Origin of the sequence: Thiothrix sp. UBA5583 (assembly GCA_002425225.1) — a bacterium.
Classification (GTDB): Bacteria; Pseudomonadota; Gammaproteobacteria; order Thiotrichales; family Thiotrichaceae; genus Thiothrix; species Thiothrix moscowensis.
In genome coordinates this window covers 91,855-110,470 of the sequence record DILV01000007.1, presented here as the reverse complement: position 1 = coordinate 110,470, position 18,616 = coordinate 91,855, and the positions used below count along the sequence as shown (strand labels likewise).

Annotated in this window: 15 protein-coding genes; 8 read left to right on the top strand and 7 right to left on the bottom strand. The window is 54.5% G+C overall.

Features of this window, described 5'->3' with window-relative positions; all coding sequences use genetic code 11:
* The first annotated feature begins 26 nt into the window (after nucleotides 1–26).
* Together B2U47_RS01735 and B2U47_RS01730 are read left to right on the top strand one after the other, a co-directional pair.
* A complete protein-coding gene (locus B2U47_RS01735; protein WP_296677325.1) occupies nucleotides 27–1,814 on the top strand; it encodes a PHA/PHB synthase family protein in 1,788 nt (595 codons plus the stop codon).
* A gap of 148 nt (nucleotides 1,815–1,962) precedes the next feature.
* Entirely contained in the window at nucleotides 1,963–3,675 is a 1,713-nt protein-coding gene (locus tag B2U47_RS01730) for a proline--tRNA ligase (RefSeq protein WP_296677327.1), read from the top strand.
* Nucleotides 3,676–3,707: 32 nt separating this feature from the next.
* Here B2U47_RS01730 and B2U47_RS01725 read toward each other — a convergent pair whose 3' ends face one another.
* The gene (locus B2U47_RS01725; protein WP_296677329.1) at nucleotides 3,708–3,959 is read right to left on the bottom strand and encodes a hypothetical protein; all 252 of its coding nucleotides are present in this window, start codon (nucleotides 3,957–3,959) and stop codon (nucleotides 3,708–3,710) included.
* A gap of 148 nt (nucleotides 3,960–4,107) precedes the next feature.
* Here B2U47_RS01725 and purH point away from each other — a divergent pair, with 148 nt between their 5' ends.
* From purH to B2U47_RS01700, 5 genes are read left to right on the top strand one after another with little or no spacing between them, the layout of a single operon-like run.
* Nucleotides 4,108–5,694, top strand: a complete 1,587-nt coding sequence (gene purH, locus B2U47_RS01720; protein ID WP_296677331.1) for a bifunctional phosphoribosylaminoimidazolecarboxamide formyltransferase/IMP cyclohydrolase — start codon at nucleotides 4,108–4,110, stop codon at nucleotides 5,692–5,694.
* Nucleotides 5,695–5,702: 8 nt separating this feature from the next.
* On the top strand, nucleotides 5,703–6,239 hold the full coding sequence (locus B2U47_RS01715) for an anthrone oxygenase family protein (protein WP_296677333.1): 537 nt from the start codon (nucleotides 5,703–5,705) through the stop codon (nucleotides 6,237–6,239).
* Nucleotides 6,236–6,589: a hypothetical protein gene (locus tag B2U47_RS01710; protein WP_296677335.1), complete on the top strand. Its 354-nt coding sequence runs from the start codon at nucleotides 6,236–6,238 to the stop codon at nucleotides 6,587–6,589. Before B2U47_RS01715 ends, B2U47_RS01710 begins: the two co-directional genes overlap by 4 nt.
* Nucleotides 6,590–6,647: 58 nt before the next feature.
* On the top strand, nucleotides 6,648–8,681 hold the full coding sequence (gene metG, locus B2U47_RS01705) for a methionine--tRNA ligase (protein ID WP_296677336.1): 2,034 nt from the start codon (nucleotides 6,648–6,650) through the stop codon (nucleotides 8,679–8,681).
* A gap of 46 nt (nucleotides 8,682–8,727) precedes the next feature.
* Entirely contained in the window at nucleotides 8,728–10,977 is a 2,250-nt protein-coding gene (locus B2U47_RS01700; protein ID WP_296677338.1) for a DUF349 domain-containing protein, read from the top strand.
* Nucleotides 10,978–10,982: 5 nt separating this feature from the next.
* On the opposite strand, the gene B2U47_RS01695 is transcribed toward B2U47_RS01700, so the two are convergent.
* From B2U47_RS01695 to B2U47_RS01670, 6 genes are all read right to left on the bottom strand, one after another.
* Nucleotides 10,983–11,906, bottom strand: coding sequence for a recombination-associated protein RdgC (locus B2U47_RS01695; protein ID WP_296677340.1), 924 nt, complete (start codon nucleotides 11,904–11,906; stop codon nucleotides 10,983–10,985).
* Between the two features lie 59 nt (nucleotides 11,907–11,965).
* On the bottom strand, nucleotides 11,966–13,105 hold the full coding sequence (locus B2U47_RS01690) for a DUF1501 domain-containing protein (RefSeq protein WP_296677341.1): 1,140 nt from the start codon (nucleotides 13,103–13,105) through the stop codon (nucleotides 11,966–11,968).
* Between the two features lie 34 nt (nucleotides 13,106–13,139).
* Nucleotides 13,140–14,432, bottom strand: coding sequence for a DUF1800 domain-containing protein (locus B2U47_RS01685; protein WP_296677343.1), 1,293 nt, complete (start codon nucleotides 14,430–14,432; stop codon nucleotides 13,140–13,142).
* Nucleotides 14,433–14,498: 66 nt separating this feature from the next.
* The gene (locus B2U47_RS01680) at nucleotides 14,499–15,524 is read right to left on the bottom strand and encodes a hypothetical protein (protein ID WP_296677344.1); all 1,026 of its coding nucleotides are present in this window, start codon (nucleotides 15,522–15,524) and stop codon (nucleotides 14,499–14,501) included.
* Between the two features lie 10 nt (nucleotides 15,525–15,534).
* On the bottom strand, nucleotides 15,535–16,620 hold the full coding sequence (gene metA / locus B2U47_RS01675) for a homoserine O-succinyltransferase MetA (RefSeq protein WP_296677346.1): 1,086 nt from the start codon (nucleotides 16,618–16,620) through the stop codon (nucleotides 15,535–15,537).
* Nucleotides 16,621–16,680: 60 nt separating this feature from the next.
* Nucleotides 16,681–17,529, bottom strand: a complete 849-nt coding sequence (locus B2U47_RS01670) for an ATPase (RefSeq protein WP_296677347.1) — start codon at nucleotides 17,527–17,529, stop codon at nucleotides 16,681–16,683.
* A gap of 87 nt (nucleotides 17,530–17,616) precedes the next feature.
* Between B2U47_RS01670 and dusB the strand changes: the two genes are divergently transcribed.
* Nucleotides 17,617–18,606 (top strand): tRNA dihydrouridine synthase DusB, encoded by a 990-nt coding sequence (gene dusB / locus B2U47_RS01665; protein WP_349675733.1) that lies wholly within the window; start codon nucleotides 17,617–17,619, stop codon nucleotides 18,604–18,606.
* Nucleotides 18,607–18,616 lie beyond the last annotated feature (10 nt).

Genomic DNA, 18,616 nt, shown 5'->3' with positions numbered 1-18,616 from the left:
AGCTTGCACTTACGGAATCCCTGACTATGCAACAGCTTGCGCAAAAACCGACACATTCAACCGATCCGGTGTTGTTACAAACCAATGTCATGACGGCATTATTGCTGTGGCAACAATTCATTGCCCGCTTTCTGGTGACTGCCAGCAACAATGCCAAAGATGCTGCCGCGCCCAGCGACACCAGCTTTACCAAGGCAATGACCAAGTGGGGCATGAACCTGTTCCTGCACCCCAATGCCGTCATGCAAGCCAACCTGGAACTGTTCAAAAACCAGACCAGCCTATTGCAGCATACGACTGCCCGCTGGCTTGGTTTCCGCCACTTGTCACCTGATTTACCAGCTGTGACGGACAAACGCTTCAAACACCCCGCATGGCAAGAACACCAGTTCACCGAAGTATTGATTCAGTCTTACCTGAACTTGTCGACATATTGGAAAACCCTGGCACAAACCGCCAACGGTCTGTCTGAGCAGGATGCGAAAAAAGCCGAGTTCTTCATCAACAGTATGATTGACGCACTTGCCCCCAACAATTACTCCCATACCAATCCGCAGGTATGGCAAGCCATCCTCGATAGCAATGGTGAAAATCTGGTGAAAGGGATGCGCAACCTGCTGGATGATTTCCAGGATGGTCAGCTACGCATCCGCATGACGGATATGCAAGCGTTTGAACTGGGGCGCGATATTGCCACCACCCCCGGCAAAGTGGTATTCAAAAACGAACTGCTGGAACTGATCCAGTACACTCCCACGACTGCTACAGTACGTCAGCGCCCGATTCTGATCCTGCCACCTTGGATCAACAAGTATTACATCCTCGACCTGCGCGAAAAGAACTCGTTTGTGAAATGGGCAGTTGATCAAGGCAACACCGTATTCATGATTTCATGGGTCAACCCGGACAGCCAGCACCGCGACCTGAACTTTGAAGACTACATGCAAGCCGCTATTGCCGCGATGGATGCCGTCGAGGCTGCGACAGGCGAACGTGACCTCAATCTGATAGGCTATTGCCTCGGCGGTACGCTGACCGCTGCCACCCTTGCCTACCTGAAAGCCAACGGCGATGACCGGGTAAAAAGCGCCACCTTCTTCACGACCTTGCTGGACTTCTCCGAACCCGGCGAAATCGGCGTTTTCCTCAGTGAACAACAAGTCGGCTCACTGGAAAAACGCATGGATAAACGTGGCTACCTTGATGGCAAGGATATGGGCACTGCCTTCAACATGTTGCGTGCCAATGATCTGATCTGGTCATTCTTTGTAAACCTGTATTTGCTGGGCAATGACCCGATGCCATTCGACCTGCTGTACTGGAACTCAGACAGTACGCGGATGCCTGCGGCGATGCACAGCTACTACCTGCGCAACATGTACCTGAACAACTGTCTGTGCAAACCCAATGGTATAACCCTGTCTGGCACGCCAATTGACCTGAGCAAAGTCGACACTCCGGTCTATTTTGTCTCCACCCATGATGACCACATCGCCCCATGGCGCAGCACTTATGCAGGTGCAAAACTGTTCGCTGGGCCGGTACGCTTTATCCTGGGGCAATCAGGTCACATTGCCGGTATCGTCAACCCTGCTGCTGCCAACAAATACGGGCATTGGGTGAATGATACGCTGGAAGCCGATGCAGATGACTGGCTGTTTGATGCCACCAAAGTGGATTTGTCATGGTGGCATGACTGGAACCGCTGGGTAGGCACGTTCTCAAGCGAAGAAGTCGATGCCCGCATCCCCGGTTCTGGTAAGTTGCCAGCTATCGGTGACGCCCCAGGCACTTACGTGCGGGCAAAAATCTAGACCCTTTCCGCCAGCAGCACGGTACAACCTGTCAAAGCGTACCGTGCTGCACTGGCAACATCCCTCAACAGACAGTCTATCAGGGGTTCCGAAAAACCCTGGTCAATCCTATAATCGCTGGTTTCCCATACCGGATAAAGATACCACCATGCGAGTTTCCCGATTCCCCCTCACCACCCTGCGCGAAACCCCGGCAGACGCTGAAGTCATCAGCCACCAATTGATGCTGCGGGCAGGCATGATCCGCCGCCTCGCTTCCGGCCTGTACACCTGGATGCCGTATGGCCTGCGGGTATTGCGCAAGGTCGAAGCCATCGTGCGCGAAGAAATGAACAATGCCGGTGCAATCGAAGTACTAATGCCATCGGTACAACCCGCCGAACTGTGGCAGGAATCCGGTCGTTGGGAAAAATACGGCTCAGAACTGCTGCGCATCCGCGACCGCCACCAGCGCGATTTCTGCTATGGTCCAACCCATGAAGAAATCATCACCGACTACGCCCGCAAGGAACTGAACAGTTACAAGCAGTTGCCGATCAATTTCTACCAAATCCAGACCAAGTTCCGCGATGAAGTGCGCCCACGTTTCGGCGTGATGCGGGCGCGGGAATTCCTGATGAAGGATGCCTACTCCTTCCACCTGACCCAGGAATCCTTGCAGGAAACCTACGACGCGATGTATGCCGCTTACTCACGTATCTTCCAGCGGCTGGGGCTGGATTTCCGCCCGGTACAAGCCGATACCGGCTCCATCGGTGGCAATGCCTCCCACGAATTCCATGTGCTGGCAGATTCGGGTGAAGACGCGATTGCCTTTGCCTCTGGCAGCAACTACGCCGCCAATATCGAGCTGGCGGAGGCCGTTTGCCTGATTGCGGAACGTGCTGCACCAACCGAAGCCATGCGCGAAGTCGATACCCCCAACGCCAAAACCATTGAAGAACTGGTAACGCAATTCAAGCAGCCGATTGAACAGACCGTCAAAACCCTGATCGTGGCAGCGGCGGAAGACAGTGAAGCCGACTTTATCGCCCTACTGGTGCGTGGCGACCACACCCTCAACGAAATCAAGGCGGAAAAACTGCCGGAAGTCGCTGCCCCCTTGCGCTTCGCCCGCGAAGACGAAATCCGTGAACTGATCGGTGCTGGCCCTGGTTCGCTTGGCCCGGTGGGCTTGAAGATTCCGGTCATCGCTGACCGCACCGTGGTGAACATGTCCGACTTCAGTGCTGGCGCAAACGTCGATGGCAAACACCTGTTCGGCATCAACTGGGAACGCGATGTCGCCTTGCCCCAGATTGCCGACCTGCGGAGCGTGATGGAAGGCGACCCCAGCCCGGATGGTTGCGGCACACTCTCCATCGTGCGCGGTATCGAAGTCGGTCATATATTTCAGTTGGGCAAGAAATACTCCGCAGCAATGAATGCCACCGTGCTGGACGAAAGCGGGCGGGCGCAAGTCATGACCATGGGTTGCTACGGCATCGGTGTTTCCCGCGTGGTGGCGTCTGCCATCGAACAAAACAACGACGAATTCGGTATCCGCTGGCCTGCGGCGATTGCGCCGTTCACCGTGGTGATTGCCCCGCTGAATATGCAGAAATCGCCCGATGTGGCTGCAAAAGCGGAAGAACTGTACGCACAACTGCAAGCCACCGGGGTGGATGTGCTGCTGGATGACCGGGCGCTGCGGCCTGGGGCAATGTTTGCCGACCACGAACTGCTGGGGATTCCGCATCGGGTCATTATCTCTGAGCGTGGCTTGCAGGCTGGCGAGATGGAGTACAAGGCGCGTAGTGGCGGCGATGCGGTGAAAGTGCCGGTGGCGGAAATTGTTGGGTTTATTCAGGGGAAGTTGTAGAAGAAAACCCTCCCCCTCTTCACATCAACTTACTATTTTGGCGCAACCTGCTCCGCTGCTGCTGGCGGTTGCGCCTCCAGCTTGTCCTGCTGCATCCGGGTCATGGCCGAGGCCACCCCCATCAGCACGATCAGCACCGCAGCCACAAAGGTGTACAGCAGCGCAGGGTCGCGCTTGCTGAACTTGCCAGAAAGCACTAGCAGGCTTGCCACCATGAATAGGCCACAGCCAAACCATACCAGTGGGTGGCTCAGGATATAGGTCAGCAAACTCATTTCCGCCATGCGTCTCTCCTTGTCAACGGTCGGGTTGAAAGCGCCGCAGTGTAACAGATGGCAAGCCGCGACTAAACAACACCACTGATGGCGGCTATTCCGTGCTTGCCCGCAAACCGCTACAATAGCGCGTTTTTCGCCCCAGGATTCACACACGATGACCACTGCATCCAACCTGCCCGTAACCCGCGCCCTGCTGAGCGTTTCCGACAAATCCGGCGTCCTTGAATTTGCCCGCTTCCTGCATTCACAAGGTGTGCAACTCCTCTCCACCGGCGGTACGGCAAAACTGCTGGCAGACAACGGCGTGGCTGTCACCGAAGTGTCCGACCACACCGGCTTCCCGGAAATGATGGACGGGCGCGTCAAGACCCTGCACCCGAAAATCCACGGCGGCATCCTCGGGCGACGTGGCACGGACGACGCCGTGATGGCAGAACACGGCATCGGACGCATCGACCTGATCGTGGTCAACCTGTATCCGTTTGAAGCCACTGTTTCCAAACCCGGCTGCTCGTTTGAAGACGCCGTGGAAAACATCGACATCGGCGGCCCGACAATGGTGCGTGCTTCCGCCAAGAACCACGCCCACGTCACCATCGTCACCGAACCGGGTGATTACGCACGCATCCAGGCCGAAATGGAAGCCGACGGCAACTGCATCAGCCCGGCAACCCGTTTCGACCTCGCCATCAAGGCATTCGAGCACACTGCCCGCTATGACGGCATGATTGCCAACTACTTCGGCGCACGGGTGGATGGCGCAAGCCACGAGCAACCGACCCAGTTCCCGCGCACCTTCAGCCTGCAAGTGCAAAAGAAACAGGACTGCCGTTACGGTGAAAACAGCCATCAGGCCGGTGCGTTCTATGCCGAATACAACGCCCCCGCTGGCAGCATTTCTACCGCTACCCAGATTCAGGGCAAGGAACTGTCCTACAACAATATCGCCGACACCGATGCCGCTCTGGAATGCGTGAAGCAGTTTGATGGTGTTCCAGCTTGCGTGATCGTCAAGCACGCCAACCCGTGCGGGGTAGCAATGGGTGCAAACCTGCTGGAAGCCTACAACCGCGCCTATAGCACCGACCCGGAATCAGCGTTTGGCGGCATCATCGCCTTCAACCAGCCATTGGATGGTGAAACCGCCAAAGTCATCGTTGACCGCCAGTTTGTGGAAGTGATCATTGCACCGGGCGTTTCCCCCGAAGCAGTGGCAGCGGTGGCGGCGAAAAAGAATGTGCGCCTACTGACGGTGGACATGTGGGGTGCGGGTGACGCCAACCGGCTGGATTTCAAACGTGTCAACGGCGGCCTGCTGGTGCAAACTGCCGACATCGCTTTGCTGGACGACCTGAAAGTAGTCACTACCCGCCAGCCAACCGAGGCAGAACTGCGTGACCTGCAATTTGCGTGGAAAGTTGCCAAGTTCGTCAAATCCAACGCCATTGTTTACGCCAAAAATGACATGACCATCGGGGTAGGTGCAGGCCAGATGAGCCGGGTGAATTCAGCGCGGATTGCAGGTATCAAAGCCGAACACGCGGGTCTGGAAGTGCCGGGTTCCGTGATGGCTTCCGATGCTTTCTTCCCGTTCCGTGATGGCATCGACAACGCAGCAGCCGCAGGCATCAAGGCCGTGATCCAGCCAGGTGGCTCCATGCGTGACGAAGAAACCATTGCCGCCGCCAACGAGCATGGCATGGCGATGGTGTTTACCGGAATGCGCCACTTCCGCCATTGAGTGCAATCATGACACCCAAATTTCTCATCATTCCCCAAATTGCTGCGGTCATCATGACTGGTCTGCTGTCCGGCGTATTCCTTGGTAATACGCTGGATCTTGCACCTGCCATGCAACAACTGGATGCGTCCACCTATATCCAGCTACAACAAAAGCTGAATCAGACCATCAGTAATTACGGTTTTGCCCTGCTGTTTTTTGGCGCAGTTATCTTTCTCTTCCTCTCTGCTGCGATGGCAGCATGGCAAAGCTGTCGGCGTATGGCCATGTATTGGCTATTTGTTGCCCTGCTCCACTTTGTGGGGGTGTACTGGGTAAGTGTTATCACCATCATTCCGTTGCATCAGGAAATGCTGGCGTGGAATCCCTCAGTACCACCGTCTGACTGGCAAAGCCTGCGTGATAGCTGGGTCAACAGCAACGGGGTACGCACACTGGCTGAACTGGTTTGTTTCCTTGCCTCGCTGATACTGGTGGTCATGTGGGAAAAAGTTGCAGCACCGTCCAAATACGTCATGCGCAAACCTGAATGGGAAAAACCGTGATTACCTTGCCCCAAGTTTTGCAGGCATGGGCAACACCTGATTTTTCCCGCGTCTTCGCAGAAGCCGTTCAGCAACTCGATGTTGCTGAATTGCCCCTGCAACAGGCATTGGCTCATAGCAGCCATGTCAGTGATAGCCCGCGCCGGGTCATTGTCCTGCAAACCACGGCAACCGCCAGTTTGCTGCAAATCAAGGCTGGAATTTTCTATGCAGGCGTCATCGCCGGGAGCTGCTGTGCCGATGACCCCACACCCCTGTGCGAACAAACCGAATACTGTGAAGTGGAAGTCAGGATAAATCGCCTCACCGGAATGACCCGAATCAGCTTGTTACCGGATTCATCCATGTAGCGAAACACCCTGCAACCTGCTACCCTTTCCGGCTCATCAAGGAATGCCGAATATTGCCATGAAGACAAGAAAAATCCTCATCACCAGTGCCCTACCTTATGCCAATGGCCCGATCCACATCGGTCACATGGTGGAATACATACAGACTGACATTTGGGCACGTTTCCAGCGTCTGCGTGGTAATGAATGCTACTACGTATGCGCCGATGATACCCACGGCACACCGATCATGTTGCGTGCGCAGCAGGAAGGCATTACCCCGGAACAGCTAATCGCCCGCATTGGTGAAGAACACCAGCGTGATTTCGCCGGTTTCAAGGTTGGCTTTGACAACTATTACAGCACGCATTCCGACGAAAACCGTTATTTTGCCGAGTTTATTTACAAGGCAGCACGTGACAACGGGCATATCGAAAAGCGCACCATCCGCCAGGCTTACGATGAACAAGCGAAAATGTTCCTGCCTGACCGTTTCATCAAGGGTGAATGCCCTCGCTGTGGGGCAGCAGACCAATACGGTGACAACTGTGAGGTGTGTGGTGCAACCTATTCGCCGACCGACCTGAAAAATGCGGTATCGGCAATTTCAGGAACCAAACCTGTCGAGAAAGAAACCGAGCACTATTTCTTCAAACTGGGGCACTTCGAGGCGTTCCTGCGCGAGTTTTTGTCCAGCGGCGCAGTACAGAAAGAAATCGCCAACAAGCAGATGGAATGGTTTGAATCTGACAATGGCCTGAGCGACTGGGACGTTTCCCGCGATGCGCCTTACTGGGGTTTTAAAATCCCGGATACAGACGATAAATATTTCTACGTGTGGCTGGATGCGCCGATTGGCTATCTGGCGAGCTTCAAGAACTTGTGCAATCGCACTGGCCTGGATTTCGATGCATTCTGGCAACCGGGTTCTGATGCCGAGGTCTACCATTTCATCGGCAAGGATATTGCTTATTTCCACACCTTGTTTTGGCCTGCGTTGTTGCACGGGGCAGGGTTCCGCACGCCGACTGCTGTCAACTGCCACGGTTTCCTGACCGTTAACGGCACGAAAATGTCCAAGTCACGCGGCACGTTCATTCAGGCAGAAAGCTACCTCAAGCACCTGAACCCGGAATGGCTGCGTTACTATTTCGCCAGCAAACTCAGCAACGGCGTGGATGACATCGACCTCAACCTTGAAGATTTCGTAGCACGGGTCAACAGTGATCTGGTTGGCAAAGTTGTGAATATTGCTTCACGATGTGCTGGTTTCATCAACAAGCGTTTTGACAACAAGCTGGCAGAGGCGCTACCAGATGCCGCTTTATATCAGGAATTTAGCGACGCTTCCGAACGTATTGCCGAGCTTTACGAAACCCGCCGCTACAATCAGGCCATGCGTGAAATCATGGCGTTAGCTGACAAAGCTAACCAGTACGTTGACGAACAAAAACCGTGGGTATTGGCAAAAGACCCTGAACGCCTTAGCGATGTGCAAACGGTTTGTACGCAAGGCATCAACATGTTCCGCGCCATTATCACCTACCTCAAGCCGGTATTGCCCCAACTGGCAGCAGACGCAGAAAGTTTCCTGAATGCTGGTGAACTGGACTGGAACAGTATTTCCCAGCCGTTGCTAACCCAAGAAATTGCCACCTTCAAAGCCCTGATGACACGAGTGGAACCTGCAATGGTAGAAGCCATGCTCGAAGACAACAAACAGGCTATACCTGCCCCGACAGAAGTTGCCAAACCCACCGGCCCGCTGGTGGATGACCCGATCAGTCCGGTGATTGAATACGGCGACTTTGCCAAAATCGACCTGCGTATCGCCAAAATCATCAAGGCAGAACACGTCAAGGGGGCGGACAAACTGGTACAATTGACGCTGGATTTGGGGGGCGCAACCCGTAATGTATTCGCGGGCATAAAATCAGCGTATGATCCTGCCGATCTTGAAGGTCGCCTGACAGTGATGGTCGCCAATCTTGCCCCCCGTAAAATGCGCTTCGGTGTATCGGAAGGTATGGTGCTGGCGGCAGGCCCCGGCGGCAAGGATTTGTTCATTCTCACCCCGGATAACGGCGCAACACCCGGAATGCGCGTGAAATAAGTATAAAAAACCGAACCTTGCGGACAAAAGCAGAAGTGAAGTAGCGATGTTAGGGAATTTTTTCAAGCCAAAATGGCTGCACAAGGACGCCAAAGTCCGTATTCAGGCAATAAACAGTCTGGCGGGCGACAGTGTGGAACTGATCAAGCTGGCACAGACCGACCCCGACATGTCAGTGCGGATGGAAGCCGTTGTGCGCCTTGCACATCTGCCGACCCTGGTGCAACTGGGGCATACGTCCGGCTCTATCGGTGAGCGTGCCCGCCAGCGCCTGGTTGGGCTGGCAGCAACTGACCACCATCACGACCATCTGCTGGCAGACGTGTTCCACTGGTTGCAAAACCCTACCCTGCTACGCAGCATTGCTCGTGACTTCATGCGGGGTGTCAAACTGCGCCATCAGGCTATTGGTTCTCTCAACGACGAAGACATGTTGTTTGACATCGCCAATACGGATCCTTCCAAGGAAATCCAGTTTCTGGCAGCCAGCCGGATCAGCGATATTGAAAAGCTGAAAACACTGGAAAAAAGCCACGGCAAAAACAACAAACGTCTGCGCCAGTTGTTCAAGGAACGCAGCGAACAACTCCAACAGGAACAACAACGTCAGCAACATATTGAAAAACTGTGTGCCGAAGCTGTATCTCTAGGGAAAAACGCCTCATGGGAACAGGAAAAGACCCGTTCCCGCGTCCTCCAACAAAGCTGGGCCAGCATCACTACACAAGTATCCACTGAACAACAGGAACGCTTTCAGAATGCCCTGAGCACCTTCCAGCAGCAACTTGCCATCTATGAAACGGAACAGGCGCAACTGGCACAGGAACGGGCAACTCAGGCAGCCGAACAGGCTCGATTACAAGCTGAAGCCGCCGCCCTTGCCGAACAGGTCGCCCAAAACGAACGCGAACAGCAGGAACGCGAGCAACAAGCCAAAACCAGGGAACGCCAGCAACAACAACAGCAACAGGCTCATCTGGAAGAAACACTCCAGCACCTGCGAGACGGCTTGCAAACCCTGGACAAGCACCTGGAAGCCGAGCAATACGGCGAAGCAATTGACATCTACCATGCCCTGCACCAGCGCCTGAAAGAAACCACGGGCATTCCCCACAAGCAACTGGCTTTCTGCCGCAACCGCTTGCAGGCACTTACACCTTATATCCGCGAGCTGCAAGACTGGCGACGTTGGGGAACAGATCAAGTACGCAAGCAGTTGATCGAAACAGCCGACCATTTGCGTAATGACGCAGAGCTTGACCCACAGGAACGCGCCCGCAAGGTACAATCCCTGCGTGACGAATGGCGCAAACTCGCCCACATGGAGCCGGGGCAGCAACGCGCCTTGTGGAAAACCTTCGATGCCAGCGTAACGGCTGCCTACGAACCCAGCAAGCAGCATTTCAACGAACAAGCCCAACAGCGTGAAACCAACCTTGCCCAGCGCAATGCCCTCTGTGCCCAACTGGAAAGCATGGAAAGCACCACCGACTGGGCAAATGTAGTCGACTGGCGGCAGCAACAGGCTGAAGTCAACCGGTTGCGCACCCAGTGGAAAGAAACCGGCACAATCAGCCACAAGGACTGGAAAACCGTCAACCAGCGCTTCAATGCTGCGATGGACGCGCTGGAAACCCACTTCCAGAGTGAGCGCCAACGCAACTGGCAAGAACGAGTTCAACTGGTGGAAGAAGCCAAAACCCTGCTGGAATACCCTGATGCTGCCCAAGCCATAGAACAGGTCAAGCCATTGCAAGCTCGCTGGCAAATTACGCTTGCCGCACGCCCTGCCGATGAACAACGTTTGTGGAAACAGTTCCGTGAACCGATTGATGCCCTATTTGCCCGTTCCCGCGAAGAGCGTCAGCAGAAACGCGATGAATATCAGGCACGTCAGGCCGAAACTGCCCGACAGGAAGCAGAACAGCGCCAGCGCGAACAGGAACGCAAGCAACAGAAACAGGCTGAGCTGGACGCACTGTTTACCCAGTCTGACCTGAACAAACAGGTCGAAACCGACACGGCTACCCAAGCAGCCAACCAGTCGACCGGTGAAAGCCTGTGTCTGCAACTGGAAATCCTGCTGGAACTATCTAGCCCGGCAGAATTCCAGCAAGTACGGATGCAATACCAGCTTGCCCACCTATCGGAAGCCATGCTCAGCCGCAAGGAAACCCGCAGCCCGACAGAGCAAGCCATGCCGTTGCTGAAACAGTGGCTTGCTTTGGGGGGGATGCCAGCAAGTGCTCTTGCCAGCCAGACAGCCCGGATCGAAACAATCAGGGCTGCCCTGTAATACGTTTAAGGCTTGGTTGCTTCGGGCTGGTCGGCAATAAAGCATTTCATCAGGTCAGCCAGCAACTTGCTGACTTCGCCGGTCATAAGGCTGAATTCAATATCCAGTTTTTCGGCGTGTGACTGTGGGTCAGCATCCTTGAGGCTGTCTTCCAACACATCGAGGAAACGTACCCGGCGAATGCCCAGATCTTCACTCAGGATGAAACTGATCTTTTCATCCCACACCAGCCCCAGTTTGGAAACGGTTTTGCCTGCGGCCAGATTGGCTTGCACTTCTTCTGCCGTCAGCTCGTGACGCTTGAATACAGCCACGCTTTGCTCTTCCCCCTGACTGCGCAATTCACAATCTTCACCCAAGGCAAACGGTGCAGGCAGGCTGCTTTCATCAGCCAGCCACTGGGTCATCAGGGTGACAGGGGTGACATCGGTTTTGGGTGGTACAACCGGCAAACTGCCAATGGTGTTGCGCAACAGGTGGGTCAAGCGTTCGCCTTGGGTGCTGGAAGAAGTGTTGATGATCATCCAGCCGTGCTGCGGATCAATCCAGGCGTCAATTTTTTTGGTGCGGGTGAAGGCTTGGGGCAATAGTTCAAATTCGATTTCGTCACGCAAATCCTGCTTTTCGCGTTTGCCGAGCTTGCGCCCTTCTTTTTCCTCGATTTCTGCAACCGTGGCTTCCAGCTCTTCGCGGATAACCGAAGCAGGCAGCATTTTTTCCTGATGCGCCAGCGTCAGCAGGATGTAGCCATTGGCAGCATGTACCAGTTGTTCACTGTTGCGCCCCAGTGGTGATACCCAGCCGGACGCCTCACGCAACTCCTTGCCACAACCCAGAAACGGGCGGGATGACAAAGCATCATGCAACTCTTCGGGGGACATGGCGAATTCGCTACTGAAACGCAGCAGGTAGAGGTTTTTGAACCACATGGCACGGCCTTTTTATTGATAACTGGAAGGCGGATTATGCCGGAAACCGCCAACCAAACTCAAACAAACGGCACTGTGCCAAATGATGACCAAGGGTTGCGTTGACGCAACCAGTTTTGCGTCAACGTACCGTAGACTGCCCGGTAGTCGAGTGTATGATGCAAATTGCCATCTGCGTCCAGTTCTCGCAGGCGTGGTGCTTCGCCGTACAGGCCGCCACGTACTTTGCCACCCATGACCATTTGCACGGAAGCCGTACCGTGGTCTGTTCCCCCGGCATGATTTTCCTGCACACGCCGCCCGAATTCGGAATAGGTAACAACCAGCACGTCATTCCAGCGACCACCCCGCTTCATGGCCTGGGCAAACGAATCCAGCGCCACACCCAGACGGTTGAGCAGGTTGCCCTGGGTATTGACCTGACTAGCGTGAGTATCAAAACCATCCAGTGTTACCATGTAAACCGCTGCGTCCACACCGCTGAGAATCATTTTGGCAACAGATTCCAGATCACGCCCCAAGTCACTGGTTGAAAAGTTGACGCCCAGCGCAACCGGACGTGCCAGTTTGCTGCGCAATTGCTGGCCTGCATCATACAATTGCTGCTGGATATTGGTCAGGTGGGCAAGTGCGGGAGTTTGCCGATTGGGTGTAATATTATCAACTAAATCAATCTGGCTCAGGAATACCTGCGGGCTTTGCATGGCAACCGTATGACAATCCTTGCCTGCCAGCGGCCCCATGCTTTCGCCGAGGATAATGCCGTGCAAGCCGGATTTGTATCCCGGCATGACCTGAGCCAGCCAGCCCTCGCTCGCATATTCGTTTGCCCCACAACCTGCCTCCCAAATATCAGAGGAGCGGAAGTGGGACAAATCACTGCCTGGGTAGCCTACGCCCTGGACAAAAGCCAGTTCTCCCGCATCCCAGGCTGGTTTGAGCGCTTTCATGTAGGGATTCAGCCCCATGTTCTGCCCAATGTCTAGCACCTGATGCTTGGGGACTGCCACACGTGGGCGATACTGGTAATACAGCGGATCAGTATATGGAACCAGTGTATTCAAGCCATCATTGCCACCCGCCAGCTTGACTAGCACCAGCACCCGCTGGCCTGCGGCAGCAAGTGCCTGTTCCGGCAACAGGCCCATGAACGGCAGCGCGGCTGCCACTCCCAAAAACTCGCGTCGATTCACTTGCACACACCCTCAACTCAAAAAATCGCAAGACCCGTATTCAGGTCACCTGAAAAGCAGGATCCAGCAGCAATGCCCTGACTAACCGACGGTCGCCCGGAATATCCGGCAATGACCGCAAAGGTTTGACCGGCAACAGCCATTCCATTAGCTGAGCCGGAGGCACATCGGGCAAATTCAGACCTGTCTCAACACGCTCGTTGAGATTGCCACGTGAAAGTTTGGACAAATAGGAATGGCGGATCAACAAGGTTTGCGTACTGACCCAGTGATCGCCACCGACCCAACCCTTGACATTGGGAGGATCAAACAATTCTTGCCCCAGCAAGCGGCACAGGTTCAACAATTCCGTGGTGGATTCACGCGGGTAAGGAATCATCCGCACCGTACCGACCAGAATGTCGATAGGGGATTTGACCAAGGTTCCCCGGTTACGCACATCCCAAAATGTCTCGCTATTCAGCACCGTGCGCATCAAGCCCCTGATGTCGTAACCAGAAGCGCGGAAAGACTGCCCCCAACTCTGGATGACTGCCGGATTCGGCGGGCTGCTGCTGATAAAACCATTCCACACTTTCTCGCAAATGCGTTCTGCCGTGCGGGGATGCGCCAACAGGATGTCGATGATACTGTCACCATTGAAACTGCCGGTTTTGCCCAAAAATGTCACCGTGCTTTTGTCATGCAAATCCGCTCTGGTGACAAACTGACCGTTACTATTGTCTACATTCCAGCCAGTAAATGCCTTGGCAGCCGCCTTGATGTCTGCTTGGTTGTAATGACCACGCCCGAGAGTAAACAACTCCAGCAACTCACGCGCAAAGTTTTCATTGGGGTGATCCTTGACGTTCAGATAACCATCTAGGTACACCAGCATGGCTGGATCCTTGGCGATGGCTTTCAGGAAAGTAGAAAAATTACCCAATGCGTGCTGGCGGATCAACAGGTTCTGTTTGTGCAACAGGCTGGGTTGCAGGGTTTTCTGGATGGAAGACGTGAAATGACTGTGCCAGAACAAAGTCATGCGCTCGATAAAGGGCGAGCGGGTTGCCAGCATCTGTTCAAGCCACCATGCCTGCAAGCGTTTGCCTTCTCCCTGGGAAATCATCCATGCCCGCTTGCGGCTTTCCGCATCCGTCAGACGCATTGGCTCCAGCTTGTACCATGGTGTCATGTTGGGCGGTGGTTTGAGCGGAGAAGGGGTAACGTTCAGGATATGCTCAACCGCATCCTGACGATTTCTACCTTCAAGCTGTTTAATCACTTGCCATTCCGCACCAAACCCGGTGCGAGAAACCAAGTGGGAAGCTTCTGCAAAGGTGAGAACTGACATACATTCCTCAAGCCCATCGACGACATACGGGCATTATTAACCGACCAAACCTGAAGGCTTAATGAATCAGGTGGTAAAAATCCGGCGGAAATTCCCCAGTGATGCCAATGTTGCCAGAAATGAAACAAATGTCGCAATTAAACTGATTAATAATTCTACTGTCTTACGTAACACACGCATGGAGCCAATCGCACTTTTACCCAAAAACTTGAGCACGCCCTTGGTCTCAGCACCATACTTAAGACTGAGTTTTTCCAGTCGCATCAAATCCTCGCCACTATCAACGTATTTTAGCATATGCACCACGTCTGTCGTAGAACTGGCCTTGCGAATGTTGTTAACCTGTTCCGCTGTCTGGGTCAGTGCTTTCACGGCTTGTGGGTTGTAGGCTTTGGTAGCAGCCTTGCCAACGCCATCCAGACTTTTTTCAGCCCGTGCTGCCAGCATGAATCCCTTGTAATCAAACACATCACTGCCCTGCTTGAGCAGGTAACGCTGGAAATCGGGTGTCAGTTTGCCTGCCCGCGCCGCCAGCTTGGTGGTGGAAACCCCACCCTTGGCGGGTGTTACCGTTCCAGCACTGGCAAGCGTAGCAGCAGTCAAACCCACCCCAACGCCTGCCAATGTCACGATCAGTTCGTTGACAGGTTCGTTTTTAGCATAAAGCTGGTATTGCTCCCACAAGTCACGCACGTCACCGACCACCGTGAAGTCAGAGGTAATCGCTCCCGCCACACCTGCACCACTTTCTGCCGTACCATCCACGAAACCACTGGCAAATTCGCTGACACTACGGCGTGCGCTGTTCAGGGGGGATTCGAGCTCCTGCAAGCGTGGTTCATAAGCGGCAGTATCCAGCGGGTAGCCAAAGGTTTGGGCAAGCCGCAAATACATGCGGGCATCTGCCGGATTATCCTTGGCAATGGATTCTTCCACTTGCTGGTGAATCTGCTCAGCACTGACCTGATGCAGCATCATCTGAGCTACATCCGGGGCGATTTCGTCATATTGCCAGTAATCCAGCAATGCCTTGATGCTGCCCGCCAGCAGCAGCACCGATACAACGAACAAGGTAAGGTTCCAGATTCTCATGCCCACGAGCTTAGTCCATTTCCGCCTGTTTGCGCAGCCCCAATGGGTCATCAGGGTCTACCCAGTCCATGAAAGGCCTGCGCCGGTCATTGTTGGTGATCTGGTAAACCTTGCCAATCCAGTTGCTGTAGAACACTTTTGCGGTATCGCGCCAGGTATTGTGCAGCATGGGCAACAGCAACTTTTCCGGGAATTCCGGCATGGGTTTGCCCTGACGTTTGCCCAGCTCTTGTGCAAGCCGGTATTCGTTGAGAACTGCCTTGGCCTTGGGGCGCAAGTAGTTTTCCGGGAATGGCGGATAATCCAGCCGCGTGCCATCAAACCAGCGGGTCACTTCACGCCGGTATTCCTTCAGCAGGCTGACCGCATCGTATTCCGGGTGGCCTTGCATGAATACCATGCGGAACAGGTCGGGGCTGACCGCCATGTGCACCCCGGCTTCAGCACTTTCCACCAGTACCTGCACGCCAACGGCTTCCAGCAGCTCACGGTCGATCTGGTTGAAACGCGAATGCGGTACATCGAAACGGGTATTAAGGTCTTTGACCAGAGGATGCTCCGACATGGTGACAGCATGGCTGTAGACGCCCCAGCGCTTGAAACCCAACGGGCGGCGGCGGATACCCCACAAATGCTGCACCAAGGCATGGCTTGCCAAACAGGAACACAGGGTGGAAGTAACATTTTCCTGCGCCCAGGCTGCCACTTCGCACAAACCATCCCAGAACGGCTCATCTTCCAGATGCTGTGCTACCGGGTTTGCGCCGGTAATGATCAGCGCATCCAGCCCCTGCTCCTTGAGGTTGGCAAAGGTATCGTAATACTGGCTGACATGCGCCTGCGCCTTGTCACCACGCGGCAAACCATCCAGCGTGAAAGGGTGAAGGTGAAACTGTGCAATCAGGTTGGATTCACCTACCAGCCGGAAAAATTGCCGTTCGGTAGCCTCCAGCGCAGCATCCGGCATCATGTTGAGGAAACCGATATGCAGCTCGCGGATGTCCTGATTGAAAGCGTAATCCTCACTCAGGACAGTCTGACCCTCCTCTCGCAAGCGTGCGAATGTCGGCAATGCCGTATGTGCGACTAATGGCATGGTGTGTTTCTACCCCTCCCCTGTAGCCCCTCTCCCGCCAAGAACGAGAGGGACAAAACATCAAGCATGGCGGGCAATCGCCATTTCGATCAGTGCGTTGAAATCATCTTCGTTACGCACCTGCGCGGCTTCCTCAGACGTTACGGTATAACCGTAGTCACGGGCAATCGCTTCATAGCGTGGCAAACGTGAATGGAACAGACGTGGAAACACCCAACGGGTAAACTCGTCCGGCTCCATTTCCGCTGCGTATTGCAAGGCTTTTTCCTGCAAGTACACCGCCAGATGTTCCTTGAGGAAATTTGGGCGGTAATACAGCGGTTTCGGATCGCTGCGGGCGCGGTCAATCAGCTTCTGTTCCTCTTCCTTGGTTGTCACCTTGATGTAGAGGATCAGGGTGTTTTCCGCCAGGGTGTCGAAGACGGCAGGGTCTTCCAGTTCACACAGACTCCCCCCGGCATCATTAACGAAGTGGGAATAGCCGTAGATCAGTTGCGCCTTGCGGATAAATTCGGGTACATCGTGCATGGCAGCAATTTCGGCTTCGCGGTACATGGCCTGACGACGCATGAAATCATCTAGCGCTACGCCGCCCAGTTCCGGGTTGCCCAGCTTGCCAACGAAAGACAGCACTGGCCCCAGATCGTTGACACGGATGTTGTTGCGGATGTAAATCCAGTCATTGCGCAGCAGCTCGCGCAGGAACGGTACTTTCATGGCCTGTTCCTTGATCAGGTCAAGGATGTCCTCGTCCAGATAGCGCGTACCGATACGGTAGTCGCCGGAATAATGGAACCAGTTATGGTTGCGCAACATGCTGGAAATATAGGTTTTACCAACGCCAGACATGCCCAGCAGGGTGATTCGTTTGTTTTCCCAGTTGCGGTATTGCTCTACGCTCAGACGCACACTTGTTCTCCGTGCAGATGGTTTATTCAGTGGGCAGATACTTTACCACAAGCAGGCAAATTTGCTGTGGTAAACTGCTACACCATGATAAAGATTGGCCCTTACACCCTTGATAATCCGTTGATCGTTGCCCCGATGGCGGGGGTCACTGACCGCCCGTTCCGCACTCTGTGCAAACATTTTGGCGCAGGCCACGCCATCAGTGAAATGATGACGGCGGACATGACCCTGTATGCACAAAAGAAGTCTCTGTACCGCGCCAACTTTGACGGTGAACTCGCCCCTGTTTCTGCACAGATTGCCGGTTCCGAACCGGAAATACTCGCGGAAGCCGCCCGCTATCAGGTTGCCAACGGCGCACAGATCGTTGACATCAACATGGGTTGCCCTGCGAAAAAAGTCTGCCGCAAACTGGCTGGTTCTGCCTTGTTGCAAGATGAAGAACTGGTCAAACGGATTCTGAATACCGTGGTGGCAGCGGTCGATGTGCCTGTCACCCTGAAAACCCGGCTGGGCTATGTCAACGGTGAGGAAAACATCCTGCGGGTGGCCGCGATGGCAGAACAGGCAGGCATTGCCGCATTGGCAATTCATGGGCGTACCCGCGAACAGATGTACACCGGGCAGGCACGCCATGAACTGATCGGTGAAGTCAAACGCAGCGTGCACATCCCCATTATCGCCAACGGCGACATCGACAGCCCACAAAAGGCCAGACAGGTACTGGATGTTACCGGTGCAGACGCCATCATGATCGGGCGTGCTGCGCAAGGGCGACCGTGGATTTTCCGTGAAATCAGGCATTACCTGCAAACCGGAGAAACGTTGCCACCACCTGATGTGGCTGAAATCCACGCTGTCTTGCTCCAGCATCTGGACGACTTGTACCAGTTTTATGGTGAATATTCCGGTTGCCGCATCGCCCGCAAGCACATTGCCTGGTATACCAATGGTCTGCACAACAGCAATACTTTCCGCCAAACCATGTATGCGCAGGAAAGCACGGCAGAACAGGCACGGGTCGTCGATGCCTATCTCAAGGCTTTGGAAGCGGCAGGCGTGGCGACACTGCCGTAAATATTGCTGC

Coding starts and splice junctions, on each gene's coding strand:
- B2U47_RS01735 (WP_296677325.1), top strand. CDS start 27: ATGCAACAGCTTGCGCAAAAACCGACACATTCAACCGATCCGGTGTTG.
- B2U47_RS01725 (WP_296677329.1), bottom strand. CDS start 3,959: ATGGCGGAAATGAGTTTGCTGACCTATATCCTGAGCCACCCACTGGTA.
- B2U47_RS01730 (WP_296677327.1), top strand. CDS start 1,963: ATGCGAGTTTCCCGATTCCCCCTCACCACCCTGCGCGAAACCCCGGCA.
- B2U47_RS01685 (WP_296677343.1), bottom strand. CDS start 14,432: ATGTCAGTTCTCACCTTTGCAGAAGCTTCCCACTTGGTTTCTCGCACC.
- metG (WP_296677336.1), top strand. CDS start 6,648: ATGAAGACAAGAAAAATCCTCATCACCAGTGCCCTACCTTATGCCAAT.
- B2U47_RS01695 (WP_296677340.1), bottom strand. CDS start 11,906: ATGTGGTTCAAAAACCTCTACCTGCTGCGTTTCAGTAGCGAATTCGCC.
- metA (WP_296677346.1), bottom strand. CDS start 16,620: ATGCCATTAGTCGCACATACGGCATTGCCGACATTCGCACGCTTGCGA.
- B2U47_RS01680 (WP_296677344.1), bottom strand. CDS start 15,524: ATGAGAATCTGGAACCTTACCTTGTTCGTTGTATCGGTGCTGCTGCTG.
- B2U47_RS01715 (WP_296677333.1), top strand. CDS start 5,703: ATGACACCCAAATTTCTCATCATTCCCCAAATTGCTGCGGTCATCATG.
- B2U47_RS01700 (WP_296677338.1), top strand. CDS start 8,728: ATGTTAGGGAATTTTTTCAAGCCAAAATGGCTGCACAAGGACGCCAAA.
- purH (WP_296677331.1), top strand. CDS start 4,108: ATGACCACTGCATCCAACCTGCCCGTAACCCGCGCCCTGCTGAGCGTT.